The organism is Bradyrhizobium sp. A11 (assembly GCF_042077125.1).
Taxonomy (GTDB): Bacteria; Pseudomonadota; Alphaproteobacteria; order Rhizobiales; family Xanthobacteraceae; genus Bradyrhizobium; species Bradyrhizobium japonicum_B.
The window spans coordinates 1,174,468-1,200,959 of the sequence record NZ_CP149509.1 but is presented as its reverse complement, the minus strand read 5'-3'; the positions used below and the strand labels follow the sequence as shown (position 1 = coordinate 1,200,959).

24 protein-coding genes and 1 tRNA gene are annotated in these 26,492 nt (G+C 65.2%); 12 read left to right on the top strand and 13 right to left on the bottom strand.

The annotated features are described in order from the left end of the window. The first annotated feature begins 59 nt into the window (after positions 1-59). The gene (gene ppsA, locus WI560_RS05585) at positions 60-2,525 is read left to right on the top strand and encodes a phosphoenolpyruvate synthase (RefSeq protein ID WP_375307192.1); all 2,466 of its coding nucleotides are present in this window, start codon (positions 60-62) and stop codon (positions 2,523-2,525) included. A gap of 1,084 nt (positions 2,526-3,609) precedes the next feature. Here the strand turns inward: ppsA and WI560_RS05580 are convergent. The 4 genes from WI560_RS05580 to WI560_RS05565 all read right to left on the bottom strand — a co-directional run bounded on the left by WI560_RS05580 (position 3,610) and on the right by WI560_RS05565 (position 7,528). After that, positions 3,610-5,556, bottom strand: coding sequence for a S8 family serine peptidase (locus tag WI560_RS05580; protein WP_375307191.1), 1,947 nt, complete (start codon positions 5,554-5,556; stop codon positions 3,610-3,612). A gap of 47 nt (positions 5,557-5,603) precedes the next feature. Continuing rightward, positions 5,604-5,834 carry a hypothetical protein gene (locus tag WI560_RS05575; RefSeq protein WP_375307190.1) on the bottom strand — a complete coding sequence of 77 codons (231 nt, stop codon included), beginning with the start codon at positions 5,832-5,834 and terminating at the stop codon, positions 5,604-5,606. 62 nt (positions 5,835-5,896) lie between these two features. Further along, a complete protein-coding gene (locus tag WI560_RS05570; protein WP_375307189.1) occupies positions 5,897-7,066 on the bottom strand; it encodes a hypothetical protein in 1,170 nt (389 codons plus the stop codon). Between the two features lie 96 nt (positions 7,067-7,162). Continuing rightward, the gene (locus WI560_RS05565; RefSeq protein ID WP_375307188.1) at positions 7,163-7,528 is read right to left on the bottom strand and encodes a bacterial transcriptional activator domain-containing protein; all 366 of its coding nucleotides are present in this window, start codon (positions 7,526-7,528) and stop codon (positions 7,163-7,165) included. Between the two features lie 223 nt (positions 7,529-7,751). Between WI560_RS05565 and WI560_RS05560 the strand changes: the two genes are divergently transcribed. Both WI560_RS05560 and WI560_RS05555 read left to right on the top strand, forming a co-directional pair. Then, positions 7,752-8,141: a hypothetical protein gene (locus WI560_RS05560; RefSeq protein WP_375307187.1), complete on the top strand. Its 390-nt coding sequence runs from the start codon at positions 7,752-7,754 to the stop codon at positions 8,139-8,141. 1,154 nt (positions 8,142-9,295) lie between these two features. Next, positions 9,296-9,460 (top strand): hypothetical protein, encoded by a 165-nt coding sequence (locus tag WI560_RS05555; RefSeq protein WP_375307186.1) that lies wholly within the window; start codon positions 9,296-9,298, stop codon positions 9,458-9,460. 252 nt (positions 9,461-9,712) lie between these two features. Here WI560_RS05555 and WI560_RS05550 read toward each other — a convergent pair whose 3' ends face one another. The 6 genes from WI560_RS05550 to mnmA form a co-directional block, all read right to left on the bottom strand. After that, positions 9,713-10,084, bottom strand: coding sequence for a signal transduction histidine kinase (locus tag WI560_RS05550; RefSeq protein WP_375307185.1), 372 nt, complete (start codon positions 10,082-10,084; stop codon positions 9,713-9,715). A gap of 26 nt (positions 10,085-10,110) precedes the next feature. Continuing rightward, positions 10,111-10,614: a hypothetical protein gene (locus tag WI560_RS05545; RefSeq protein ID WP_375307184.1), complete on the bottom strand. Its 504-nt coding sequence runs from the start codon at positions 10,612-10,614 to the stop codon at positions 10,111-10,113. A 527-nt stretch (positions 10,615-11,141) separates the two neighbouring features. After that, a tRNA-Met gene (locus WI560_RS05540) sits at positions 11,142-11,218 on the bottom strand. A 268-nt stretch (positions 11,219-11,486) separates the two neighbouring features. Further along, the gene (locus WI560_RS05535; RefSeq protein ID WP_257176848.1) at positions 11,487-11,843 is read right to left on the bottom strand and encodes a hypothetical protein; all 357 of its coding nucleotides are present in this window, start codon (positions 11,841-11,843) and stop codon (positions 11,487-11,489) included. A gap of 44 nt (positions 11,844-11,887) precedes the next feature. Next, positions 11,888-12,526: a class I SAM-dependent methyltransferase gene (locus WI560_RS05530; protein ID WP_375307183.1), complete on the bottom strand. Its 639-nt coding sequence runs from the start codon at positions 12,524-12,526 to the stop codon at positions 11,888-11,890. 78 nt (positions 12,527-12,604) lie between these two features. Next, on the bottom strand, positions 12,605-13,786 hold the full coding sequence (gene mnmA, locus WI560_RS05525) for a tRNA 2-thiouridine(34) synthase MnmA (RefSeq protein ID WP_375307182.1): 1,182 nt from the start codon (positions 13,784-13,786) through the stop codon (positions 12,605-12,607). Positions 13,787-14,133: 347 nt separating this feature from the next. Here mnmA and WI560_RS05520 point away from each other — a divergent pair, with 347 nt between their 5' ends. The 9 genes from WI560_RS05520 (at position 14,134) to WI560_RS05480 (ending at position 23,802) form a co-directional block, all read left to right on the top strand. Then, on the top strand, positions 14,134-15,726 hold the full coding sequence (locus tag WI560_RS05520; protein WP_375307181.1) for a flagellar hook-length control protein FliK: 1,593 nt from the start codon (positions 14,134-14,136) through the stop codon (positions 15,724-15,726). A 12-nt stretch (positions 15,727-15,738) separates the two neighbouring features. Then, positions 15,739-16,443: a flagellar hook assembly protein FlgD gene (locus WI560_RS05515; RefSeq protein ID WP_375307180.1), complete on the top strand. Its 705-nt coding sequence runs from the start codon at positions 15,739-15,741 to the stop codon at positions 16,441-16,443. Between the two features lie 373 nt (positions 16,444-16,816). Beyond that, positions 16,817-17,092 carry a DUF1153 domain-containing protein gene (locus WI560_RS05510; protein WP_002714638.1) on the top strand — a complete coding sequence of 92 codons (276 nt, stop codon included), beginning with the start codon at positions 16,817-16,819 and terminating at the stop codon, positions 17,090-17,092. Positions 17,093-17,285: 193 nt separating this feature from the next. Continuing rightward, positions 17,286-18,896 (top strand): flagellar basal-body MS-ring/collar protein FliF, encoded by a 1,611-nt coding sequence (gene fliF, locus WI560_RS05505; RefSeq protein ID WP_375307179.1) that lies wholly within the window; start codon positions 17,286-17,288, stop codon positions 18,894-18,896. Positions 18,897-18,914: 18 nt separating this feature from the next. Continuing rightward, a complete protein-coding gene (gene fliG / locus WI560_RS05500) occupies positions 18,915-20,012 on the top strand; it encodes a flagellar motor switch protein FliG (RefSeq protein ID WP_375307178.1) in 1,098 nt (365 codons plus the stop codon). Continuing rightward, the gene (locus WI560_RS05495) at positions 20,012-20,635 is read left to right on the top strand and encodes a FliH/SctL family protein (protein ID WP_375307177.1); all 624 of its coding nucleotides are present in this window, start codon (positions 20,012-20,014) and stop codon (positions 20,633-20,635) included. Before fliG ends, WI560_RS05495 begins: the two co-directional genes overlap by 1 nt. A gap of 3 nt (positions 20,636-20,638) precedes the next feature. Next, positions 20,639-20,989, top strand: coding sequence for a flagellar motor switch protein FliN (fliN, locus tag WI560_RS05490; protein WP_028138288.1), 351 nt, complete (start codon positions 20,639-20,641; stop codon positions 20,987-20,989). 56 nt (positions 20,990-21,045) lie between these two features. After that, positions 21,046-22,431: a sigma-54 interaction domain-containing protein gene (locus tag WI560_RS05485; protein WP_375307176.1), complete on the top strand. Its 1,386-nt coding sequence runs from the start codon at positions 21,046-21,048 to the stop codon at positions 22,429-22,431. 222 nt (positions 22,432-22,653) lie between these two features. After that, positions 22,654-23,802: a M20 family metallopeptidase gene (locus WI560_RS05480; protein WP_375307175.1), complete on the top strand. Its 1,149-nt coding sequence runs from the start codon at positions 22,654-22,656 to the stop codon at positions 23,800-23,802. A gap of 68 nt (positions 23,803-23,870) precedes the next feature. Here WI560_RS05480 and WI560_RS05475 read toward each other — a convergent pair whose 3' ends face one another. From WI560_RS05475 to dusA, 3 genes are all read right to left on the bottom strand, one after another. Continuing rightward, on the bottom strand, positions 23,871-24,029 hold the full coding sequence (locus WI560_RS05475) for a hypothetical protein (protein ID WP_257176840.1): 159 nt from the start codon (positions 24,027-24,029) through the stop codon (positions 23,871-23,873). Between the two features lie 189 nt (positions 24,030-24,218). Further along, positions 24,219-25,385 (bottom strand): cytochrome P450, encoded by a 1,167-nt coding sequence (locus tag WI560_RS05470; protein ID WP_375307174.1) that lies wholly within the window; start codon positions 25,383-25,385, stop codon positions 24,219-24,221. A 134-nt stretch (positions 25,386-25,519) separates the two neighbouring features. Further along, a complete protein-coding gene (dusA, locus tag WI560_RS05465; protein ID WP_375308779.1) occupies positions 25,520-26,467 on the bottom strand; it encodes a tRNA dihydrouridine(20/20a) synthase DusA in 948 nt (315 codons plus the stop codon). Positions 26,468-26,492: the final 25 nt, after the last annotated feature.

Here is a 26,492-nt window from a genome sequence, read left to right as displayed (position 1 = left end):
ACATTGCCGATCAGGATCGCGTCCCGACGGCACCCTCGACTGCAATGCGGAGCAAACAGATGAGCGGCAACCCCTACGTTCGCTGGTTCGAGGACCTCGGCCTGGACGATGTCGGCATGGTCGGCGGCAAGACCGCCTCGCTCGGCGAGCTCTATTCCATGCTGTCGCGGCGCGGCATCTCGGTGCCGAACGGCTTTGCGCTGACGGCTGCCGCCTATCGCGCCGCCCTCCTGCAGCAAGGCGCCTGGGAAGAGTTGCGCAAGCTGCTTGCGGGTCTCGACAAGCGGCATATCGCGGACCTCGCCCGGCGGGGTGCCGCGGCGCGTGACATCGTGTACGCCGCGACGGACCTCGCCGACCTCAGGCAGAAGGTTGCGGAGGCCTATCGGCAGCTCGAGCAGGAATACGGCTCGAACGTTGCGGTGGCAGTCCGCAGCTCGGCCACCGCCGAGGACCTGCCGAACGCGAGCTTCGCCGGACAGCACGACAGTTTTCTCAACGTCCGCGGTGCGCGCGCGCTGTTCGAGGCCTGCCGCCGCTGCTTTGCCTCGATCTTCACGGACCGCGCGATCTCCTATCGCATCGACAACGGCTTCGATCATTTCAAGGTCGCGCTTTCCGTCGCCGTGATGAAGATGGTCCGGTCGGACCTCGCGTCCAGCGGCGTCATCTTCACGCTGGATACGGAATCCGGGTTTCGCGACGTGGTGTTCGTGACCGGCGCCTACGGGTTGGGCGAGAACATCGTGCAGGGCGCCGTCGAGCCGGACGAGTTCTATGTCCATAAGCCGACCTTCAACGCGGGCTTCCGCGCGGTCTTGTCGCGCCGGATCGGCGCCAAGGACAAGAAGATGATCTACGCGCGGGGTCGCACCACCACGCGCAACGTGCCGACGTCGCGCCGCGAGCGCGAGAGCCTTTGCATTTCGGACGACGATGTCCTCAGCCTCGCCGAGAGCGCAATCGTCATCGAGAACCATTACTCGAACAAGGCGGGACATCCGCGGCCGATGGACGTCGAATGGGCCAAGGACGGCACCGACGGCAAGCTCTACATCATCCAGGCCCGGCCCGAGACGGTTGCATCCCGCCGCACACCCGAGGCGCTGGAGAACTATGTGCTGAAGCCGAATGCCGCGGCGGTGCTCGGCGAAGGCCGCGCCGTCGGCGAGAAGATCGCGGCCGGCAAGGTCCGGCTGATCAGAAAGAAGCAGGATCTGCGGGCCTTCAAGCCGGGCGAGGTCCTGGTCGCGCCGGCCACCAGCCCCGACTGGGAGCCGGTCATGAAGATCGCTGCCGCGATCGTCACCGAGCATGGCGGCCGGACCTGCCATGCCGCCATCGTTGCCCGCGAGCTCGGCGTTCCCGCCGTGGTCGGGATCGAAGGCATCACCAGGAAGGTGAAGACCGGAACCAACGTGACCGTATCCTGTGCCGAGGGCGACATCGGCCATGTCTATGCCGGCCGCCTGCCCTTCGACGTCGAGCGAGTCGCGACCGCGGCGCTGAACAAGCCGCGCACCAGGATCATGGTCAATCTCGGCAATCCAGAGCTCGCCTTCAAGACCGCCATGATGCCTAACGACGGCGTCGGCCTGGCGCGCATGGAATTCATCATCAACCAGCACATCGGCATTCACCCCATGGCGCTGGCAAAGCCGAAGCAGGTGAAATCCGCCAAGGACCGGCGATTGATCGAGCAGATCACCCGGCGCTACAAGAAGCCCTCGGACTTCTTCGTCGAGCGTCTGTCGGAAGGCGTGGGTACGATCGCGGCCGCGTTCTTCCCGCGTCCGGTCATCGTTCGCCTGTCCGATTTCAAGACCAACGAATATGCCAATCTCAGAGCCGGCGCCGATTTCGAGCCGCGGGAGGAGAACCCGATGCTCGGCTTCCGCGGCGCGGCCCGCTACGCCCACCCGGCCTATGCCGCGGGCTTTGCATTGGAATGCGCCGCATTGCGGCGGGTCCGCAACGACATGGGCCTGACCAACCTGAAGGTCATGATTCCGTTCTGCCGGCGCGTCGAGGAAGCCCGCAATGTCATCCAGACCATGGCCCAGCAGGGGCTGAAGCAGGGCGAGAACGGGCTCGAGATCTACGTGATGTGCGAGATTCCCAACAACGTCATCCTGATCGACCGGTTCGCGGAGCTGTTCGACGGCTTCTCGATCGGCTCGAACGATTTGACCCAGCTCACGCTGGGGGTCGACAGGGATTCCGACATCGTCGCCTTCGACTTCGACGAGCGCGATCCCGGCATGCTGGAAATGCTGAGACTCGCCGTCGACGGCGCCAAGCGCAACCACCGCCATATCGGCATCTGCGGCGAGGCACCGGCGAACTATCCGGAGATCGCACGGTTTCTGGCCGGGCTTGGGATCGACTCGATCAGCGTCAATCCGTCGAGCATCCTCCGGACCATCGGCGTCGTGTACGAAGCCGAGCAGAATGCCGGCAAAACTGGAGACATGAGCCGAAGCGGCCAAAGAGACGTGCTGGATCACGCGGCTCTCACACGCTGATCATGGCTGTGAGGGGACGTCAGGGATTGGGGCACGACTTCGCAGCCTCGCGACGATTTTCGCCCGAGCTTTGCTTGACCACTTCACCCTCTCGTTCAAGAGGCAAATGCACACGCAGAAGAACCGCACAGCCGTAGGGTGGGCAAAGGCGCCCTTGCGCCGTGCCCACGATCTGTCCGATGCGGTGATAGACGCGTGGGCACGCTGCGCTTTGCCCACCCTACGAGATCGCGTTTGTGGCACGCGCAGCTGAAATCGCAGACATGCCTTTCGCTCTCGCGGCTGAATTCGCCCGAGCTTTGCTTGCGTCTCCACCCTCAAAGCCAAGAGGGCGCAGGGAAGGCCGGGTGCTGACAACGCACCCGCGGTCTGCTGCGCAAGACGCACACGCAGAAGAACCGCACAGCAGCATACAGGTGGTGCCGATCACTCGGCCTTCCCTGCGCGATGGTCGGACGGCTTATGCCGTGCTCTCCCGGGAGCCGAACTTTCCTTCTGGCCTCCCTCGCCGTTCGAATTGGCGATGCCGTCCGCCCGGTTGGGCTCGCGCACATCTTCGATCCGGCTTGACCGTAGCAACGACGGCCAGGACCACACGGTTTTGCCGTACGCACGGCCCGCCATGTCGCCGCAGTTTTTCCAGCCCTGTCGACGAAGCCGGAAACTTACAGGCGAGACGAAACCTAACAGCGCCGCTCGTCCGCACGCGGCCACGGGCTCACAGGGACTACCCGCCCTGCCCGCACCTTTCATGCCGACGCTGCCGCGTCCACCGCAAGCCCGGCTCGCGATCAAGACGACCTCGAGATCGCCCCTCCTGGTTGAGCCGGGATGGACGACACATACGCCATTTCCGAATTTCGGTAAAGAGGAATGTTTTTTGCCCCGAGGGGTTGACGGGGTGGCGACACAGGGCATTTGGTGTTGCCCTTAGCACCAACGAAGCACACTCACCATGACAGCCTCGCTGGTACGAAATCTGAAATTTTCAGGTTTCGTGAAGCTGTCGCAATGATCGCTCCGCGTCAGAAAACGCGCGGGACACAGCTCGTGCTGTGCCCCGCGGCAAGGTCACAAGGACGCGTTACAGCAATCCGACCTTGTGCATGATCTGCCGGATCTGAGCTGGATCAGGATCCATCATCATGGGGGCGATTCCGTTGGCGACCTGTGCCGGACCGCGAGCGACGTGGCTCGAACTGTTCGGCATGGGACCAATGGACTGTGGCGTCATCGCGCCCGCCGGAATCATGCTCGGCGCTTCGACCGGCCGCAATCCAAGCAGGCGACGCAGCGCTGCCAGCGAGGGATCGGTTCCGGACGCAGCGGCGGCAACCGGAGCGATTCCGGTTTCCAGGCCGAGCGCCCGCATCGCGTTCGGCAGTCCCGCGCCGGCACGATTCGGGTCACCGAATTGCAGCGGCGTCGCGGTTTCCTTCAGGATCTGGAACAGCCGCTCGACCCGGCGTGCATCGCGATTCTGGAAGCTGCCTTTGGTGAAGTCCGGATGGTGCGCCAGCACAAGCGCGGCCAGGCCGGTGACATGCGGCGTCGCCATCGAGGTACCGTCCCATGCACCGAAACCATCGGCGGGAAGCGATGAGACGATCGCCACACCCGGTGCGCAGACGTCGATCTCCGGCCCGAAGCAAGAGAACTTGGCCGGAAAATATCCATCGCGGCTCTGGAAACCGTCGAGGGCTTGCTGCGAATGATAGCTGTCGTCGGGAAACTCGCCCCACTTGCCCAACGCGGCGACCGCCAGGCAATGCGGGGTCGAAGCCGGAAACTGCACCGGCCCCGAGGAATTCCCCGCAGCAATGATGCAGGCCATGCCCCTTTCCTTGGCGCGGACGATTCGTTCCTCGATGATCCGCGAGGGCTCGCCGCCACCGAGGCTCATATTGGCGACGTCGATGCCATGCTCCATGCAATAGTCGAGCGCAGAGACGAGATCGCTGAACCGGCCGCCCGGGAAGATGCGGCAGACATGGATTTCCGCCGCGGGAGCGAAGCCGCGGATTCCGCCGCCGGAGCCGATGGGTCCGCCGGCGATGATTCCGGCGCAATGCGAGCCATGGCCGATCGTGTCGACGGTCCAGGCCGCCTTGTCATTGCCGACGATGCTGGTGCCTTCCGTAATGCCGCGCAGGTTGCGATGGGTCGGCGCCAGGCCGGAATCGATGACCGCGATCTTGATACCGGCGCCATCAAAGGACGGCGGCACACGATCGAGGCCCATGGCGCGCTCACCCCAACCGGTCAATTGCTGGCCGGGGAAGCTCCGCAAGACTGCGCCGAGCGCCCTCACGACGATCCGGTTGACATTGTTGGGAACGAGCTGCGGACGATCGAGCCAGAAGGTCCAGTAGTCGATCTTCGGCTTGACCAGGATCGAGCGGATTGTCTCGGGAGTTTCGCCTTGGAGTGTCACCGTGGCGCGGCCCGTGGCGTCGGTGATGGCCTGTGCCGGCCACATGCTGCCGAACACGTAGACCTCGGCGCCGGGCAGCGGGCCGTCCTGGCCCAGGACTTCGATGGTCGCAGTGAAGCCGTCGGCCAGCGGCGTCAGCACCCCCGGATTGGGAAGCTGGGGCGTCGTCGGATCGAGCATGTAGGTCAGCCGCTCGTCACGCTCCACCGCGCAACGCTCTCCCGCCTGGGTCTGCAGCACCCTGGCCTTGTCGGGAGTCATCTTGGCGAGGACCAGCGGACTGAGCGGCACTTGCCCGAGATCCGCGCTCTGAAATCCGAACAGGCGCGGCGCAGGCACCGTCTTCACCACTTCGATGTCGGGGCTGCTGGTGAGCTGCTGGGTCAGAAAATCGATGCTGAAGGTCGCAAGCCCGGGTTGCTGCTGCGGCGCGATCATGAATTGCGCCGGGCGCGGTGCGATCGTTGCGGCCCCCTGCCCGCGTGCCGGTGACGGGCTGTCGCCATGCTCGGGAATCGCGCCGTTGCCGTTTGTCGCCGATTCGCTCGCACCGTGCTCGCCCTGCGCGGAAGGTCCTGATTTTCCTCTCGTGGCCATCTGCGGCCTCCTTGATGTTTTGCGTGTCCAATGTTTGCCCACCGAAATCAGTCGGCATCGAACGGCTTCAGCGCCGAATCCGGTTCAACCACGAGCGTGGCAAACCTCGATTTCAGGCGGTCGGCCTGTGTCTTCGTCATCGAAAGAATGACGACGTCGGGTGCGACCTGCGCGACTCGCTTCACGTCGGGTTCACGCTGCAAGTGGTCGTTGAGCTCACCGGATTGGACCGGGTCTCCCTGCACGATGAATTGCTGCGACGTGTTTGAATCCGCCATCTGGTTTCCCTGGTCATCTGTGCGTGGAGGGCGGGCGTTCGCCCGCCCCCCGCGCGTTCGGTCTAGTGCATCGTGCCACCGGGCTGGCCGGCGTTGAAGACGCCGAGCTGCCGACCGATGTCGAGGCCGGTCTGGGCACCCTGGCCGATCTTCTTCAGCACGCTCCAGAAGCTCTGCAGCTCGATGTCGGAGACCTGCGCCGCAGCCGGCTGCAGACCGGGCTGGCCGGCGTTGAACACGCCGAGCTGGCGACCGATGTCGAGGCCGGTCTGGGCGCCCTGACCGATCTTCTTCAGCACGCTCCAGAAGCTCTGCAGCTCCATGTCGGAGACCTGCTCCGGCGCGGGTTGAAATCCGGGCTGGCCGGCGTTGAACACGCCGAGCTGCTTGCCGACATCGAGGCCGGTCTGCACGCCCTTGCCGAGCTTCTTCAGCACGCTCCAGAAGCCCTGCAGCTCCATGTCGGAGACCTGCTCCGGCGCGGGTTGAAATCCGGGCTGGCCGGCGTTGAACACGCCGAGCTGCTTGCCGACATCGAGGCCGGTCTGCACGCCCCGCCCGAGCTTCTTCAGCACGCTCCAGAAGCTCTGCAGCTCCATGTCGGAGACCTGCTCCGTTGCGGGTTGAAATCCGGGCTGGCCGGCGTTGAACACGCCGAGCTGGCGACCGATGTCGAGGCCGGTCTGGGCGCCCTTGCCGATCTTCTTCAGCACGCTCCAGAAGCCCTGCAGCTCCATGTCGGAGACCTGCTCCGGCGCGGGTTGAAGGCCGGGCTGGCCGGCGTTGAACACGCCGAGCTGCTTGCCGACATCGAGGCCGGTCTGCACGCCCCGCCCGAGCTTCTTCAGCACGCTCCAGAAGCTCTGCAGCTCCATGTCGGAGACCTGCTCCGTCGCGGATTGAATGCCGGGCTGGCCGGCGTTGAACACGCCGAGCTGCTTGCCGACATCGAGGCCGGTCTGCACGCCCTGGCCGATCTTCTTCAGCACGCTCCAGAAGCTCTGCAGCTCCATGTCGGAGACCTGCACAGAACCTTGCGGCGTTTCCGGACCGGCGGAAAACGGCAGGAAACCTCCGCCGATGTTACCTATGGCGCCGCCGATATTCTTTCCCCTTTTGCCGCCGAGCAGGTTGCCGATAACGCGTCCGGCCGCACCACCGAGGATGGAGCCGAATATCCCCTGCGGGTCCAATTGGCCGTAGTCCTCATATCCTTGCTGTGTTCCAGTCATGATCAAAGTCTCCTGATGAACTGCCTGACCCGCGAGCGACACGCGTTCCCTGAAGGGAGTCGGGATCACTACGCACGATTGTGCGAGCGGCTAAGGCTACGACCAGGATCGTGATGCAGGCGTCACGCCGAGCGTGAAAGTTGCGTCAAAGTTTTTGGCCCGTTGCAATTTGACCGAGGCAGGTCTCAGGGGCGCAGCGTGGAACATGCGGCGGATGTCGCGCTGCAGCTGTTCGGTCTCCTGCTCCGGCACCGCGCGAACGTCCCGCCACAGCACGGAGCGGCAAAGATCGTACTGACGCAGCGCGTCGGTACGGCGACCTTGCTGCGCGTAGCAGCGCATCAAGATGCGATGGACCTGCTCCTGAAGCGGGTCGATCGCAACAATACGCAGCGCGAGCGCGATCGCTATATCCATGTGCTCGCGCCCGTCGGTGTCCAGCAGGCCCGCAAGCGCCTGCATCGCCTTTGTCCTCAGTCGCTGGCGCTCGGGACAGCCAGGCTTCGAATTGGCATGAGGTCGAACTGATGCCCTCGAGAAGGTCTCCCCGATACAGCATCGCCGCGCGAGCCAATCGTTCGGGATCTCCATCCGACAGGAGCCGCTCGAATTCCCCGACATCGGTGCTTATGGCGTTCGGGCAGATGCGGATGTCGTCGCGATCGGCCGCGATCACATCGGAATATTGCGGCAGTTCACGCCGCAATGTGAGCAGCGCCTGTCGAAGGCTGGCGCGGGCGCGATCGCCGAACTGACCGTCCCACAACAGGGTCGCGAGCTTGCCGCGAGAAATGGCCCGAGGGGAACTGAGCGCCACATAGCCAAGGAGAGTTGCAGCCTTGCGACTGGGGATCAACACCGACTCGCCGGAGGCACGCATGACTTCGACACCGCCGAAGAGATTGATCTGGAGCAGCGACATTGTCCTAATCCTTCGGTCATTGTCCTCTGTCCCTCATTCTACTCAGGGGCGAACACTCTTGTTGTGATCATGATCACCAAAGATGCGGACAGCGCCGATTGGCCGCACATCGTCGATCAGGCCGAATGCTCTTATGGCCACCTTACAATCTAAGTTAGACAAAGCAACGAAACTCGCTTGGCGCCGTGTCAGCAATTTGTGAGACTGCAAAGTTCGGATGTGTGAAGTAGCCCATAGGCAGAATGCGAATTGTAAAGCGGCACAATTGCTCGCATTTGATGTATTCGTCGAACGACGAAGACGAAACTGCGGAAGACGTCTGCACGATAGGGCACGCCGAACGTTGTGCAATTGTCGTCACCTCCCTGCGACGATTGCGTGTGAATGGCGCGCCATTCAGGGAAGGAGAATAGCTTTGCTCCTTGTATCGTGCGCTTCTGCAATTGGCTTGAAGGTCGACAAGATTGCGGCCGGCGACGCGAGCCGTTGGTCGGGGGCTACGAGGGAAGGGACAGCAGGGACGCCCGCGTTGGTGTCCTTCAGTCAGATTTGCTGCCAAATTTCGCAATCCTGCGGGCGTGTTCCCATAACTCGACATTGCTGAAGTTCGTGAGCTGCTCAGCAAGTCTCTTTGCAGCGTCATCGTCGACGCATTCAAGGTCGACGGCTCTGATGTGGTGGCCGTCTCGAGAAATGAGGTAGGCTTTATAGTTTGACATAGCCAACGCTCCTTGATTGGGCGGGAGCATGCAGCACTCTCTGTCACCGCTAACAGCCGACGACGGACGGTGATGGCGGTCAATGTGCTCTGGCTTTGTGTTCAGAACGCGTCCGAGCTCGATCATCGGGGTAGACGGCGTCGAACGCTCAGTTGTCGCTCGCTGTGAGCTTGTGGTTTCGGCCAAGGCAAGGCGAGACTGCTACTGAGACCCCGCTCAATAGCTGGGCGTCATGACTTGCGTCCGTCCGGGCTGACTTCAGTTATTCGCTTTCGATCCAGTTTCGCTTCTGAACATCCGGATTGTGCGCGCTGTTCGAGACACCAAGATGCTGGTGACGAATTTCGCCTCCCGCAATCTGAGCAGGTCGATGCGATCAGCCACCGGAAGCCCAACGGACAGGGCCGGTGGTGACGACAGAACGGCCACGAGGCCATTAGGTCGCAAATCATCGATGGATGGCTTGTGAGGCAGGGGCACTGCCTCGCATTTCCTTCCCTGGCCGACAATAAGGCTTGCGTTTCCTGCGCAAGAGGCGGCCATTGGTGATCTCGCGCGCCACGCTGCTAAGTCCCGTTGGAGGGCGCAATGAATGATTACATCAATCACGAAAATATCCGGCGCTATAAGAAGCTCATCGCCATCGGCGAAGGTGACCCGCATCGAGATGAGGCTCGCCACAAGACGTTGCTCCGGCTTCTAGCCGAAGAGGAAGCCAAGCATACGAAGCCGTATGACTGGCCCGACGCGTAGAGGCCGGCGTCCCCAAGTCGTTTCAGAGCCTTGGTGAACGCGTCCGGCAATCATCGGGGCCGGCTTATGTCTCAAGAATGATGCTCGGAAAAGGCCCTCCAAAGCGCGATCGGCGAGCCGCCGATTCTGCTCTCGTTTCGAAATGACGGGCCGAGCGCCACGGATACCCCACCCGCGCTCAATCACAACCGCGCTGCACGATCTTGCGCCGAACACTCCCACCCCGGTGGCAGCGTTCTCGTGGCGTAGAACTCAAGCCAGCCTATGAAATGCCGGCGGCAACGCCTCTCGCACGAGTTGACTCAAATTGAGAGCCTCGCCGCTTTCCGTGATGTCAGAGAATAGTATCTCGACGAAGGGATGTTGCCGGTTGTAGGCAGGGCCTCGCTGATATTTCGCGCTCGCGATCCGCTGAAGTGCGGCAAGGTTCAGTCTGCCAAGGGCGTTGTACTGATCGCGAAATAGACTTTGCCGCCCGCCGCGATGCTCGACAGACTCCGCCCAGACGTCCATCACCTTCCGGCCCATGAACGCCTCGATCTGTTCATTTCCCTCCTGAGCAAGAAGCCGCAACCCGTCCATGGTATGTGGTCCGTCATCGACCCGAAACTGTGCAAGTGACATGGAAACCTCCTGGTGTGGGCGTCCGGTTAGATCAGCAGCCCGTCGCGAACTGCGCCTCCCTCATTGTCCCACCGTGAGAGCGCCAAAGCGCACGATCTCGCATCGGCAGGCATGTCTTGTGCCGGAGGCAATTTGCCGCGACCGGCGTCATCCTTGTGGTTATGAAGAAATCGGGCGATTTGGCCGCGGAGCGCCGCCGTCTCCAGCAACTTGCCGATCGACCCGGCGGTGTCGAAGATCTCCCGCTGCAGCGTCGTCGGCAGGGCGTTCCATTGCATGATGATGGCTGCGCCAAGACACCGCAAAATAAACTCTTCTTCGGCCACGAGGGCTACGCCCTGCGATCGCTCCCGTTGCGCCACGTGCAGTGCATTGTCATACTCGTCCGCCAGTCCCTGCTCGTTATCGGCGAGCGAGGCAAATCGGTCCTGCAGCTCCTGAAATCCAACGATCTCGTCTGGGTCGGTCGAACCCTTGATCAGTTCGCCGTATTCGGCGGCCTTTGCGCGGTATTGCTGAGATTTGAACATGCTGGGCTCTTTCGCTCGAACTCTCGGCCCATAGCCGGCCACCCCCGACCGTCAGACTTAGATGGATGTGGGGATCAAAGGTTCGAATAACGAGCCCCGGCGTACGAATAAGACGGCACCAGAGTGAGCGATATTGACCAGCGCGCTGAGCGGCCGAGCCCGCATACTGCCGCGTCACCGCACGATCATCTGCAGCCGCATCGGCCGTGGGCTCCCTTCCCCGCTTGACTGGCCAACGTCGATAGGCCCGCGCGAGCATCGTGCGCTTGCCAGCGCTCGAGCTGAAACGGCAGACACGCGACCGCACACCAAGCCGCACGTCGGAGTCGCGCGCGCGTCGGGTCGCCGATTTCTGCCACACCGCGCGAACACCAACGCGGAGAGCTGATTAGCCACACACCGAGGCTGACCAGCCACGCGCGATCTTTCGATCGCGAATGACAGTGGGAGCTCGGACCATCAATGAGACGCCCCTCGCGCCGAAACTCAATCTGCGAAGTCCGGACATCAAAGGGTTGCGCTGGAATTGGTAGCGGGGGAGGGACTCGAACCCCCGACCCCAGGATTATGATTCCCGTGCTCTAACCAGCTGAGCTACCCCGCCACAGGGATCGCGGCGGCGAATGAGGCCGATCTCGCGAACGCGCGGCATATAAGGAAGGGGGCGGCGGGAAGTCAAGCAAAGCGGCCGGCTTTTTCAGCCCTCGGCAAGGCTATGACGGGGGAAGCCGCCTTGTGAATACGGCCTCTTTTCAATGAGTTCGTCATGCCCGGGCTTGCCCCGGCCATCCACGCCTTGCTTTGCGTCACCAAGAACGTGGATGCCCGGGACAAGCCCGGGCATGACGGTCGTTTGGGGATGGCAACGAGGCCTATTTCGGCCGCACGTTGGGATCGCCGCCCGGGCTGCCCGGAGGCGGGATGACCGGGGTGTTGGCCCCGGTGCTGGGCGCGGGGGCGTGCATGTCGGGGTCGACCCCAGAGGGCGGGCAGAGCACGCCGTCGGTCTTGGCGAGCTTGTCGCCGAGCGGTTCCCGGGACTGGCCGGTGGTGGTGCCGTCCGGGGTGGTGGCGAGCCGGTCGGATGGGGCACAGCCGGCGGCACGTTGCGGGGACGGCGGCGCGGTCGCTTGCGGCGGCGTCGCCGGGGCGGGCGGAGCCTGCGCGATCGCTGGTGCAGAGGCGGCGATCAGGAGGCTGGCCAGGATGATGTTTGATGTCGTGCGCATGGGGAGGGAACGCGCCGGCCTCGGCGCGTGTTCCCGCGGCATGATCACGATTTGCGGTAGCGGATCAGCGAAAAGTGCCCCATCGGCGGCATGGGGCGGCGCTCGGCCAGCGTGATGCCGCCGTGCCTCGCCGCCCAGCCCTCGAGCCGGGCCCACGGGAATTCCGGGCGCCAGCCGAGGCGGCGGGCGATCGGCGCGAAGGCGAGCTCGAACAGCTTGCGCGGACCGCTCTCGGCGCCGATGTGGTTGACCAGGATCAGCTCGCCGCCGGGCCTCAGCACCCGCACGAACTCGTCGAGCGTGCCCTCGGGATCGGGCACGGCGGTGATGACGTATTGCGCCACCACCGCGTCGAAGAAGTTTGATGGGAAGGCAAGGTTCTTCGCATCCATCACCGAGAGCACCTCGACGTTGGAGAGCCGAAGCGTGCGCACGCGCGCCTGCGCCTTGCGCAGCATCGGCTCGGAAATGTCGACGCCGCAGATCTTGGTGGTGCGCGAATAATCGGACAGCGACAGCCCGGTGCCGACGCCGACGTCGAGGACGCGGCCGCCGATGCGATCGGCCTCGGCGATGGTCGACTGCCGTCCGGCGTCGAACACCTTGCCGAACACGAGATCATAGACCGGCGCCCAGCGGCCATAGGCCTTCTCGACCCCGGCCCGCGAGATGTCTGCTGCCATGCCCCTGCCCTTACTTCACCTTCCCCCGACGGGGCGAGGTGAACCCGACCCGATCAGCTGCGCATAATGTCGTCATGCTCAGCCGCGCACCGCTTCCGCGAGCGGGCGCGATGTCGCGGTGCCCTGCTTCGCGGCGGCGCTCTGGATGAAGCCGCCGCCGAGCACGCGCGCCTGGCCGCTGGCTGCGTCGTAGAACACGCAGGCCTGGCCGGGCGAGACGCCCTCCTCGCCGGCGACGAGCTCGACCTCGTAATGGCCGCCTGCGCCGCGCAGCCAGGCCGGCTGGGGGCTGCGGGTCGAGCGCACGCGCACGAACAGTTCGAGGCCGCCGCCGATGGCGCGGTCGATGTCGCCCTCGCCGATCCAGTTGACGTCGCGAAGTGCGATGCGGTGCATCTTCAGCGCATCGCGCGGGCCGACGACGACGCGGCGGGTCGCGGCCTCCAGCCGCACCACGTACAGCGGTGCGGATGCGGCGATGCCGAGGCCGCGGCGCTGGCCGACGGTGAAATTGGCGATGCCGTTGTGGCGGCCGAGCACGTGTCCATCGAGATCGACGATCTCGCCGGGGTCCATCGCGTTCGGCCGCAGCCGCGTGATGATGTCGGTGTAGCGCCCGGTCGGCACGAAGCAGATGTCCTGGCTGTCGTGCTTGTCGGCGACGGACAGGCCGAAGCGGCGCGCGAGCTCGCGCGTCTCGGGCTTGGTCATGTCGCCGAGCGGAAAGCGCAGGAAGTCGAGCTGTGACTGCGTGGTCGCGAACAGGAAATAGCTCTGGTCGCGGTCGGGGTCGGCCGCGCAGACCAGCGCGCGCGAGCCGTCCTCGCGGCGGCGCGAGGCGACATAATGGCCGGTGGCGAGCGCCTGCGCCCCGAGCTCGCGCGCGGTCTTCAGGAGGTCGCGGAACTTGACGCTGCGGTTGCACTCGATGCACGGCACCGGCGTCTCGCCGAGCGCGTAGCTATCGGCGAAATTGTCGATGACGGATTCGCGGAAGCGGTCCTCGTAATCGAGCACGTAATGGGGAATGCCGAGCTTGGCGGCGACGTCGCGGGCGTCGTGGATGTCCTGGCCGGCGCAGCAGGCGCCCTTGCGGTGGGTTGCCGCGCCATGGTCGTAGAGCTGCAGCGTGATGCCGACGACGTCGTAGCCTTCCGCCTTCAGAAGCGCAGCCGTCGTCGAGGAATCGACGCCGCCCGACATGGCGACGACGACCCTGGTGTCCTCGGGACGGCCTTCGAGATCCAGACTGTTGAGCATGGGCCTTTAAGGGTTGTGACGGCAGCGCGCGGCGATCCGCGATTTCTTGCCTCTCGCGGGACATCGGCGATCCCCGGGAACTCGAGTTCCCGAAAGGCACGATTGCCCGGTCGAAAGCGGCTGAGAGTGACCTCTTTAATATAGGCGGCATTCCGGTGAAGCAATCACGCGGGCGGCCGGCTTAGGGCAATTCTTGCCGGGGAGGCAGAAATGGCGGGGCTGCGGCGGGTCCGGAAGCAGCGCCTGCAAATCATTAAAACATTGATTTCATTACATAAATATGCGCGCAGCGACACTGGCCCGCTCCTTGCTCCCCTGATGCCGCAGATGTTTCCAAGGGGTTGCCTGTGGTCGGTCGTACGTCAGATGTCGCGGCAAGCGTGCAAGTTTCGAGTGCGCAGCAAAAGCCTGCCCGGTCGCAGAGTGCCAAAGAGGCGTCCGCGAACGATTCCTTCGGCTCGCTGGTCGACAGCAACACCCAGGCGGTCAACGCCAACGCGGCCGCGCAGGCCGAGGACAGCGCGCCGCGGCGAAGCGAGTCGTCCTCCTCGGACAAGGGCCCGCGCGAGCCCTCATCGACGGATCATCCCTCGCAAGCCAAGGCGAGCGACGACACCGATGCGCCGGCGTCCACCAAGGCCGACGAGACGAGCGATACCACCACCGATTCCACCAAGGACGCCGGCAAGGCCAAGGACAAGTCCGAGACCTCCGACGCCAAATCGGCCGATGCCTCCGAGGAGACCAAGGGCGACAAGACCGAGGCCGCCGAGGGGCTCGCGGCCGCCGTCGATGCCGCGCCGGCCGACGCGGCGCAGGCGGCCCTGCCGGATCCGAACGCGATCGTGGTTGCCGCGCCGGTGGTCCCAACCGATCCGAACGCGGCGGCGAACCAGGCCGCCACCTCCTCGCCGCTGACGATCGCCGCCGCCGGCCTTGCCGCCAGCGCCTCGACCGCGGCGCAGATCGCGGGCACCACGACCGACACCGCAACGCCAGGCGACAAGAGCGCCAAGACCGCCGGCGCCAAGGTCGATGCCGATACCTCGGCGACGCTGGCCGATGCCGCGACCGGCGCCACCGGCGAGGTTACGGCCGAGGCCAAGCCGAATGGCGGACTGATCCCCGTCCATCAGGGCACGCCGAAGACCTCGTTCGAGGCCGTCGTCACCGCGCATGGACAGTCCGACGTCTCCAATATCGGCCAGGGCACCGGCAACGCCTCCCCGACGCAGGCAACGGGCCCGACGGCCGCCAACGCGGCGCATCCGCAGGACTCGAAGCCGCAGGCAGACGGCGCCGCGACCGAGGCCAAGCCCGGCGCCGCGGACCGGCCGGCCGACGCGATCCCGGCCGCGCCGGCCGCCCAGGCCCATGCCAATGCGCACGCCGCCTTCAACACCACTGACGCGAGCGCGCAAGCCGCCTCCGCCGTGCAGGCACCGCTGACCAACACGACCTCGACCGCGTCCGCATCGACCGCAACGCTGACCGCGACCGCGGCCAGCGCGACGGCGGTACCGATCAACGGCGTGCCGGTCGAGATCGCGGCCGCGATCCGCTCCGGCAAGTCCCGGTTCGACATCAGCCTCGATCCGGCCGAGCTCGGCCGCATCGACGTGCGCATCAATGTCGACCGCGCCGGCAACGTCACCTCGCATCTCACGGTAGAGAAGCCGGAGACGCTGCAGATGCTGCGCCAGGACGCGCCGCAATTGCAGCGCGCGCTCGACGATGCCGGCCTCAAGACCGGCAGCAACGGGCTGTCCTTCAGCCTGCGCGACCAGAATTCGTCGGGCCAGAATTCCGGCCAGAACAACGACAATGGCGGCAATGCCCGCCGGCTGATCATCAGCGAGGACGACGCCGTCGCCGCGCCCGTCGGCCGCAGCTATGGCCGCATGTATGGGCCGAGCAGCGGCGTCGATATCAGAGTGTAAGGAGTATTCGACATGACCACCACGACTGGCGCCACGGCCCCCAGCGTCGTCTCCGGGACGACCGAGCTGCCGAAATCCTCCTCGTCGAACACGCTGGGCTCGACCACGGGATCGACGCTCGCCGGCAACTTCCAGACCTTCCTGACGCTGCTGACGACGCAGCTGCAGAACCAGAACCCGCTCGATCCGCTCGACACCAACCAGTTCACCCAGCAGCTGGTGCAGTTCGCCGGCGTCGAGCAGCAGCTCAAGACCAACGACGCGCTGGCCCAGCTCGTCACGCTGCAGCAGACCACGCAGGCGACCCAGGCGCTGGGCTTCGTCGGCAAGACCGCCCTGGTCGACGGCTCGACCGCGAGCATGACCAACTCCACGGCTGTCTGGCATCTCAACGTGCCGACCGACTCCACGGTCGAGATCTCCATCGCCAATTCGAGCGGCCAGACCGTGTTCAACGGCAAGTACACCGCGGCCGCCGGCAACGACATCCCCTTCACCTGGAACGGCATGGGCAATGACGGCACCCAATGGCCCGACGGCAAGTACACCATCTCGGCCACCGGCAAGGACGTCGCGAACAACAATGTCGGCATCGCCGCGCAGGTGCAGGGCGTGGTGTCGTCGGTCGACCTGACCCAGTCGCCGCCGCTGCTCACCATCGACGGCGCCAGCTACACGCTCAGCCAGGTCAAGAGCATCATCGCGACTGGCAATTGAGGAAAGTCTGCCCGCCAAACATTCGGTGTCATCCCCACGAACGCGGGGATCCATAGCCCAGGACGTCGTTTTCGCGTGAAGTCGTAACCCCTGGTCGTCGTCAAACCACTTCCTGGGGTTATGTATACCCGGCTCGCGCTCCGCGCGCCCCGGGACGACAGCTGAGAGAGCCCCTTGAGGGTCTCGTTCGTTAGTAAAGTATTAACAAGACCCCCTCGACCGGCCCGGATGCCACCGTCCCGCCGGCCGACACGGCGTCGTTTCAGCATTTTCAACGAGAATTGTATTGAAGCCTTAGGCTTAGCGGATTTTTAAGCCGCCGGGCGTAGGGTTACGGATGTGAGTTCAGTGGTTGAGAGTTTGTGAGTACGCCATGACAGAACCCCATCGCCCGAGGGTAAAATACGTCATCGGGCCGGACGGCAGTCCGTTGACGATCGCGGATCTGCCTGCACCCGGCACCAAACGCTGGGTCATCCGCCGCAAGGCCGAAGTCGTCGCCGCGGTCCGTGGTGGACTTCTCTCGCTCGAGGAGGCCTGCAGCCGTTATACCCTGACGGTCGACGAATTCCTCTCCTGGCAGTTTTCCATCGACCAGCATGGTCTGGCGGGGCTTCGCACCACCCGCATCCAGCAATATCGCCAGTAGGCGATCCCGGAAATCTGCGGCTTTTGACGAAAATCGGCCTCGCAAAGCGAGGCCGATTTTTTTCATATCGCACTTTGGCGCGACTTTTGTCCGACCTCTTAACCTTCGTTAACCATATCGAAACCATCCCCTAGGCAATAATTGCCCAGTCGGCCCTTCCAGTGAAAGCGGCCGAATCTGTTGGGGCGGTTGCTTGCAAGGTCTTGCGGACTTTCTGAAGAGTATCGGCGCCGCCCGATTCGGGGCGATGATCGCGGTCACCGCCGCGCTCATCGGCTTCTTCGCGTTCGTCATCATGCGCGTCACCACGCCGCAGATGACGACGCTGTTCACCGACCTCAGCGTCGAGGATTCCTCCGGCATCATCAAGGACCTGGAACGCCAGGGCATCCAGTTCGAGATTCGCAACGAGGGCTCCATCATCATGGTGCCCAAGGACAAGGTCACGCGTCTCAGGATGAAGCTCGCCGAGGGCGGCCTGCCCAAGGGCGGCGGCGTCGGCTACGAGGTGTTCGACAAGTCCGACGCGCTCGGCACCACCTCTTTCGTCCAGAACATCAATCACCTTCGCGCGCTGGAAGGCGAGCTCGCCCGCACCATCCGCGCCATCGACCGCATCCAGGCCGCCCGCGTCCACCTGGTGCTGCCGGAGCGCCCGCTGTTCGCGCGCGAGGCGCCGGAGCCGTCGGCCTCGATCGTGGTGCGCGTCCGCGGCTCGCTGGAAGCCCAGCAGATCCGCGCCATCCGCCACCTCGTCGCCTCCGCCGTCAACGGCCTGAAGCCGCAGCGGGTCTCGATCGTCGACGAGGCCGGCCAGCTGCTTGCCGACGGCGCGGCGACCGATCCGGAGCAGGCGGTCGGCGACGAGCGCCGCATCTCCTTCGAGAAGCGGATGCGCAAGCAGGTCGAGGACATCGTCTCCTCCGTGGTCGGCTCGGGCCGCGCCCGCGTGCAACTCTCCGCCGATTTCGACTTCAACAAGGTCACCCAGACCTCGGACAAGTACGATCCCGAAGGCCGGGTGCTGCGCTCCAGCCAGACCCGCGAAGAGCAGAGCATGACCGCCGACAACAACGGCCAGGTCACCGTCAACAACGAGCTGCCCGGCAACCAGCAGAACAGCGGCCCTACGGCCAAGGACCAGAGCAAGAAGACCGAAGAAACCAACAATTACGAGATCTCCCGCACCACCAAGACCGAGGTGACCGAAGCCGGCCGGGTCAACCGCATCTCGGTCGCGGTGCTGGTCGACGGCATCTATTCCAAGAACGACAAGGGCGAGCTGGCCTATCAGGATCGCAGCAAGGAGCAGCTCGACCGCATCGCCGCGCTGGTGCGCTCGGCCATCGGCTTCGACCAGAAGCGCGGCGACCAGGTCGAGGTCGTCAATCTGCGCTTTGCCGATGCGCCCTCCACCGCTCCGATCGGCGAGCCCGGCGGCCTTCTCGGCATGCTGCAGTTCACCAAGGACGACGTCATGTACTTCGTCGAGCTCGGCGTGATGATGCTGCTCGGCCTGGTCGTGCTGTTCCTGGTGATCCGCCCGCTGGTCAAGCGCATCCTCGCCTCCGACGACGTCGCCGCCGCCATCTCCGGCGTCCTCAGCGGTCCGGCGGCGTCCGAGGAAGCCGCGCCGTCCGCCCAACCGCTGCTGCCGAGCGGCGCCGCCAGCGCGATCGACGTCGCCACCATCCAGGGCCAGGTCCACGCCCAGTCCGTTCACCGCGTCGGCGAGCTCGCCGAGCGCAACCCCAACGAAACCGTCGCCATCGTCCGCCAATGGCTGAGCGAATCCGCAAAATAGTACGAGAAGTGATCTGACATGGCCGCCACATTGCAGAACGCCAACAGCAACGACATCACCAGCGTGATCTCCACGCTCGGTCAGCGCGCCAACACCCGGGCAAAGGACGGCAAGCCGGCCGAAACATTGTCCGGGCCGAAGCGTGCCGCGATCCTGATGCTTGCGCTCGGCGAGCAATATGGCGGCAAGATCTGGGGCCTGCTCGACGACGACGAGGTGCGCCAGCTCTCGCTGGAAATGTCGACGCTCGGCACCGTCGAGGTCGACACCGTCGAGGACATGCTGCTCGAATTCGTCTCGCGCATGTCGGCCTCGGGCGCGCTGATGGGCAATTTCGACGCCACCGAGCGCCTGCTGCAGCAATACCTGCCGCCGGAACGCGTCAACGGCATCATGGACGAGATCCGCGGTCCCGCCGGACGCAACATGTGGGAGAAGCTCTCCAACGTGCAGGAAGAGGTTCTCGCCAACTACCTCAAGAACGAATATCCGCAGACCATCGCGGTGGTGCTGTCGAAGCTGAAGCCGGAGCACGCCGCGCGCGTGCTCGGCATCTTCCCCGAGGACCTCGCGCTCGACGTCGTCAACCGCATGCTGAAGATGGAGGCGGTTCAGAAGGAGGTGATCGAGAGCGTGGAGAAGACGCTGCGCACCGAATTCATGTCCAACCTGTCCCAGACCCGCCGCCGCGACGCCCACGAGGTGATGGCTGAAATCTTCAACAATTTCGACCGCCAGACCGAAACCCGCTTCATCACCTCGCTGGAGGAGGACAACCGGGAATCCGCCGAGCGCATCAAGGCGCTGATGTTCACCTTCGACGACCTCGTCAAGCTCGATTCCGGGTCGGCCCAGACCCTGATGCGCAACGTCGACAAGGACAAGCTCGGCGTCGCGCTCAAGAGCGCCAACGAGGACGTCCGCAACTTCTTCTTCGGCAACATGTCCTCGCGCGCGGCCAAGATGCTCCAGGACGACATGGCGGCGATGGGCCCGGTCCGCCTGCGCGACGTCGACGAGGCCCAGGCGCTGCTGGTCAACCTCGCCAAGGACCTCGCCGCCAAGGGCGAGATCATGCTGACCAAGAACCGCGCCGACGACGAACTGGTGTATTGATGGCCGCTCCGGCGAAATTCCTGTTCGACACCGACTTCGCGGCGCCCGAGCGCGCGACGCGCGAGAAGGCTGCGACCGCGGCCGAGATCGCCCAGAAGGTCGCGGAAGCCGAGGCGCGCGCCTATCAGGAAGGCTTCGCCGCCGGCCAGCGCGAAGCCAAGGCCGAGAGCGACCGCCGCGTCGCGCTCGCCATGGAAGAGATCAACATCGGCATCCGCGGCATCGCGGCCGGTATCGGCAACATCGAAACCAAGATGGAGACCGAGGCGGTCGATGTCGCGGTGGCGGTCGCGCGCAAGCTCTGCGCCGACCTCGTCGCCGCCGAGCCGCTCGGCGAGATCGTGGCGCTGGTCAAGGACTGCTTCTCGCATCTGGTCGCGACGCCGCATCTCGTCGTCCGCATCAACGATGCGCTCTACGACGCCGCCCGCGAGAAGATCGAGCGGCTCGCCAAGCAGAGCGGCTTCGAGGGCCGGCTGGTGATTCTGGCCGAGCCGGAGATTGCCACCGGCGACTGCCGGATCGAATGGGCCGATGGCGGCGTCGTGCTGGAGCGCGGCGCCATCGCGGCCAAGATCGACGAAATGGTTGGACGCTATGTCGCGTCCCGCAGGGGGAGTTAACCCATGAGCGACACCGACGGACAGGTCCCGCTGCCCGATCTCAACGGCCCGATGCCACCCACCGGCACGGACGTCGGCTACAACGAGGACGAATATGCAGCGCGCGCCGCCGCCGACCTCGAGGCCGTGTTCGACGTGCCGGTACAGGTTTCGGCCGTGCTCGGCCGCTCCAAGATGGACGTCAGCGAGCTGTTGAAGCTCGGGCCCGGCACCGTGCTCGAGCTCGACCGTCGCGTCGGCGAAGCCATCGACATCTACGTCAACAACAAGCTGGTCGCCCGCGGCGAAGTCGTCCTGGTCGAGGACAAGCTCGGCGTCACCATGACGGAAATCATCAAGGCCGAACGCGGCTGACACGACACGCAAGGACATGACGCGCGGCAGCGCGACCAGACGGACAGGAGACTGACATGCGGCTTCTCATCGTTGGCACATTGAAGGGCCAGCTCACCACCGCCACCAAGATCGCGATGGAGAACGGCGCCACCGTGACCCATGCCGAGGATCACGAGCAGGCGATGCGGGTGCTGCGCGGCGGCAAGGGCGCCGATCTGCTGTTGGTCGATGTCGCCCTCGACATCCGCGACCTCGTGCTGCGGCTCGAAGCCGAGCACATCCACGCTCCGATCGTCGCCTGCGGCATCACCAACGACGCCCGCGCCGCGGTCGCGGCGATCCATGCCGGCGCCAAGGAATACATCCCGCTGCCGCCCGACCCCGAGCTGATCGCCGCGGTGCTGGCCGCCGTCGCCAACGATTCCCGCGAGCTGGTCTATCGCGACGAGGCGATGGCGAAGGTGATCAAGCTGGCGCAGCAGATCGCTGGCTCCGACGCCTCGGTGATGATCACCGGCGAGTCCGGCACCGGCAAGGAAGTGCTGGCCCGCTACGTCCACACCCGCTCGGCCCGCGCCAAGCGTCCCTTCATCTCGATCAACTGCGCGGCTATCCCCGAGCATCTCCTGGAATCCGAGCTGTTCGGCCACGAGAAGGGCGCCTTCACCGGCGCGATCGCCCGCCGCATCGGCAAGTTCGAGGAGGCCACCGGCGGCACGCTGCTGCTCGACGAAATCTCCGAGATGGACGTCCGCTTGCAATCCAAGCTGCTGCGCGCCATCCAGGAGCGCGTGATCGACCGCGTCGGCGGCACCAAGCCTGTCGCCGTCGACATCCGCATCATCGCGACCTCGAACCGCAACCTTGCGGAAGCGGTGCGCGAAGGCACGTTCCGCGAGGACCTGCTGTTCCGCCTCAACGTCGTGAACCTGAAGATCCCTCCGCTGCGCGAGCGCCCCGCCGACATTCTGGAGCTCGCCCAGCATTTCGTGAAGAAATACGCCGAGGCCAACGGCGTGCCGCTGCGCCCGATCTCGGCGGAAGCGCGCCGCGTGCTCTCGGCCAACCGCTGGCAGGGCAACGTCCGCGAGCTCGAAAACACCATGCACCGCGCGGTGCTGATGGCGCAGGGCGACGAGATCGGTGCCGACGCCATCATCACGCCGGACGGCGACCGCCTCGACCTCGCCAAGACGCCGCCGGCCGTCGCCCACGCCACCATGGCCGCCGAGCAGGTGACGCGCGCGCTGGTGGGGCGCACCGTGGCCGATGTCGAGCGCGACCTGATCCTGGAGACGCTCAAGCACTGCCTCGGCAACCGGACTCATGCCGCCAACATCCTCGGCATCTCGATCCGCACGTTGCGCAACAAGCTCAACGAATATTCCGACGGCGGCATCCCGATCCCGCCGGCGGGCACCCCCGGCGAATATCCGCGGATGCCGGCGATGGGGGCGTAGGCGCTGCACGCCGGTTGAGAATGCAAATGCCCGGGCTGGTCCCGGGCATTTTTGTCGGTAGGACAAACACTCGCACCGCCCTCGGTGTTGTCCCCGCCCCCCGGGCGCAATTGCGCACTAAGCGGGGACGACAGCGGTGGACATGGCCGCATCGCATTCTCCGACTAGGTCGCGCCTGCGCCAGGCCCTATAACCGCGCGTCAGAACCACGCGAGGATAAACATGTCGGAAGCTCAAATCACGGACTGGCTGGCGTCGCAGAAGCAGGCGATGATCGATCTGCTCCGCGATGTCGTGAACATCGATTCCGGGTCCTATGACAAGGACGGCGTCGATGCGGTCGGTGCGCGGTTCGAGCGGCATTTTGCCGAGCACGGCATTCCGTGCCGCCGCGAGGCCAACGCCACCTTCGGCGATGCGATCCATGCCGAGGTGGCAAAGCCCGGCAGCAACGAGAAGCCGGTGCTGTTGATGGGCCATCGCGATACCGTGTTCGGCAAGGGCGAGGCCGGGCGCCGTCCCTTCACCATCAGGGATGGCCGCGCCTACGGACCCGGGGTCGCCGACATGAAATCCGGCCTCGTCATGAACGTGTTCGTCGCAACCGCCTTCCACAAGTTCGGCGGCAACCCGCATCCGATCAAGCTGCTGATCACCTCGGACGAGGAGATCGGCTCGCCCTCGTCGCGCCCCGTGATCGAGCGCGAAGGCCGCTCCGCCCGCGCCGTGTTCAATTCCGAGCCGGGCCGGCCCACCGGCAACGTCGTCACGGGACGCAAGGGCGGCATCTTCATGCATCTCGGCATCACCGGCAAGGCCGCGCATTCCGGCGCCAACTTCGCCGCGGGCATCAGCGCGATCGGCGAGCTCGCGCACAAGATCGTGCAGATCCACGCGCTGACCGATCTCGACAAGGGCATTACGCTGAATGTCGGCCTGGTCTCGGGCGGGCAGTCCGTCAACACCACAGCGCCCTACGCCGAGGGGCAGATCGACCTGCGCTATGTCGATCCGGCGGATCGTGCGCGGATCATGGCAGCGATCGAGCAGATCGTCGCGACCTCCTACGTGCCGGGCACCAGCGCAACGCTGACGATCAAGGGCGAGTTCGTGCCGGTGGTGCAGAGCGCGGAATCCAGGACGCTGTTCGAAAGCTATCAGGCGGCCGCACGGCAGGTCGGCCTCGCCACGCTGCAGGGCGAGTTCTCCGGCGGCTGCGCCGATTCCGGCTTCACCGCCGCTGTCGGCACGCCGACCATCTGCGGCCTCGGCCCGGTCGGCGGCCTCGCGCACACGCCGGAGGAATATCTCGAGGTCGACAGCATCGTGCCGCGCGCGCAGGCGCTCGCGCTGGCGATCTCAAGGGGATGAATGACGCTGCCGTCGGGTGGGCAAAGGCGCAAGTGCGCCTTTGCCCACCCTACGAGACCTCGCAGGTGTCACGAATAACTCGGTGCATCCGGCTTGCGGAAGATGTGGATGGGGTCGCCGGGGATGATCACCGGCTGGCCCGAGAACATCGCGTAGGCGTAGAGCGCGAGATAGACGATCGCGAGCGCGCCGACGGCGTAGAAGGCGAAGGTCGCGATGCGCTTCATCGATCCGCTCCATGGCCGGCCCGAAACGGGATGGCTTCTCGCCGCTTCTAGAGCGATGAGGCGGAAAAGGCCAGCCCGCGCGCCCGCTTCAGGCGGCGATCAAACGCCGCGCCGGCCGTGCGCGGGAAGGCTGACGTCGGCGAGCCCAGCGGCGTCTTCGTCCTGGTCGGCCGCCACTTGCCTGCCGCCCTAATGCAGCCACCTCACCGGCAAGTTCTGCAAGCCCCGGAATGCCCAGCCGCCGATGCGCACGGGCTCGTCGTCGGCGAGCTCGAGCTTCTTCGCCCGCGCAAACACGGTCGGCAGCGCGACGTCGGCGATCATGGCGCGGGAGGCGAAGGCGCCGGCGCAGAAATGCGGGCCGGCGCCGAACGCGACGCTCTTGGTCACGTCGCGGCGCACGTCGAACTCGTCGGCACGGTCGAAATGTTTCTCGTCGCGGTTGGCGGAGCCGAACATCAGGAACACGCGCTCGTCGGTTTCGAAGGCGACGTCGCGGATGCTCCAGGGCTTTGCGATGCGGCGCGGCGACATGCCGATCGGCGAGATCCAGCGGGCGTATTCCTCGAACGCCTGCAGCCAGGTCACCTCGCCCTTCAGAACCAGATCGAGCTGCTCGGGATGGGTCAGAAGCGCCCATATCGTGCCCGCGATCGCCTTGCGCGGTTCGTTCTGCCCGCCCGAGATCGCGAGCTTGACGTTGGCGCGCACGCTTTCCATCGGCATGCCCGAGGCAAGGAGAACCCCGAGGATGCTCTGGTCGGGATGCTTGCGCATCACCGGCAGGATGTCGTCGATCGCAGCGTCGATGCCCGACGTCGCGGCATGACAGCGCGCCTCGACCGCGGGATCGCCGGCATAATTGGCGATGCCCTCGATCATGCCTTGCGACCAGGCGTCCATATCCTCAAAGCCGATATTGGTGAGGCCGGTGATCGACTTCAGGCATTCGCCCGAGTACGGCAACGCGAAATCGCGCATGAAGTCGACCCGCCCCGGCCCGATCGAGGCGAGGATGCGGTCGGCATGGGCCTGGAACTGCGCGGTCCAGTGCGCCTTCACCGTCTTCGGCGACACCGTCGGGAACATCGCGCGGCGCTCGATCTGGTGCGCCTCGCCGTCCTTGCGCATCATGTTGTGGCCCATCAGCCGGTTCATCAGGCCGGCGGGCTGGTGCGAGGAGAACACGTCGATTTGCTTCTCGGAGATCGAGATGTCGTCACGGCTGGTGAGCAGCGTCGAGCCGAGCTGCGGCACGAAGGCGATCGGCGCCTCCTTGCGCATCCTTGCCAGCATCGGATAGGGATCGGCCCAGAAGGCGGCAGGATCGATGTCGATGCGTGGCGCCGTGCTCAAGCTTCGCTCCCTTGCTGCATCCCCGACGCTCTGCGCTCACGCGGCGCCTCGGGTCCGGATCAGCTCTTAGCGTGTTCAGGCCCCGCCGTCTGTCCCCAGCGATTGGGACAAGGCGGCCTGACCGGGCGCATCCGTTAGGCAGCCTGTCCGAATGCGACCTTGGCGATGGCATCGCTCAGCACATCGAAGCCGGCCCCCGGCCGCGTGCCCTGCTCGGCGAGATGGCGGCGGAAGGCCCGTGCGCCGGGCACGGCATGAAATGCGCCGACGAAATGCCGCGTGATCGCATGCAGCCGCGTGCCGCGCGCGAGCTGCCGCTCGATATAGGGCATCATCGCCTCGAGCGCGGCCTGCATGGACTGATGCGGGGCCGCTTCGCCGAAGATCTCCCGGTCGACGGAGAGCAGCCGCCACGGTTCCTGATAGGCGGCGCGGCCGAGCATCGCGCCATCGACGTGCTCGAGATGCGCTTTCGCTTCCTCGATTCCGGGGATGCCGCCGTTGATGATGACGGGCACGTCGGGCATCGCACGCTTGAGCCGATAGACGCGGTCATAATCGAGCGGCGGGATGTCGCGATTCTCCTTCGGCGACAGGCCGTTGAGCCAGGCCTTGCGGGCATGAACGATCAGCGCATCGCAGCCGGAGCCGACCACCGCGTGCGCAAGCGCATCGAGCGCCACTTCGGGATCCTGGTCGTCGATCCCGATGCGGCATTTCACCGTGACGGGAATCGCGACCGCACGCTTCATCGCCTCGACGCATCTCGCCACCAGCTCCGGCTCCGCCATCAGGCAGGCGCCGAAGCGGCCGTCTTTCACGCGGTCCGACGGGCAACCGACGTTGAGGTTGATCTCGTCGTAGCCGAACGCCTCGCCGATCCGCGCAGCCTGCGCCAGCTCGTGCGGATCCGACCCGCCAAGCTGAAGCGCGACCGGATGCTCGACCGCGTCGAACCCAAGCAGCCGCTCGCGGTCGCCATGAATGATGGCGCCGGTCGTCAGCATCTCGGTATAGAGCAGCGCCCGCCGCGTCAGCTGGCGGTGGAACACCCGGCAGTGCCGGTCGGTCCAATCCATCATGGGAGCGACGGAGAAACGATAGTCT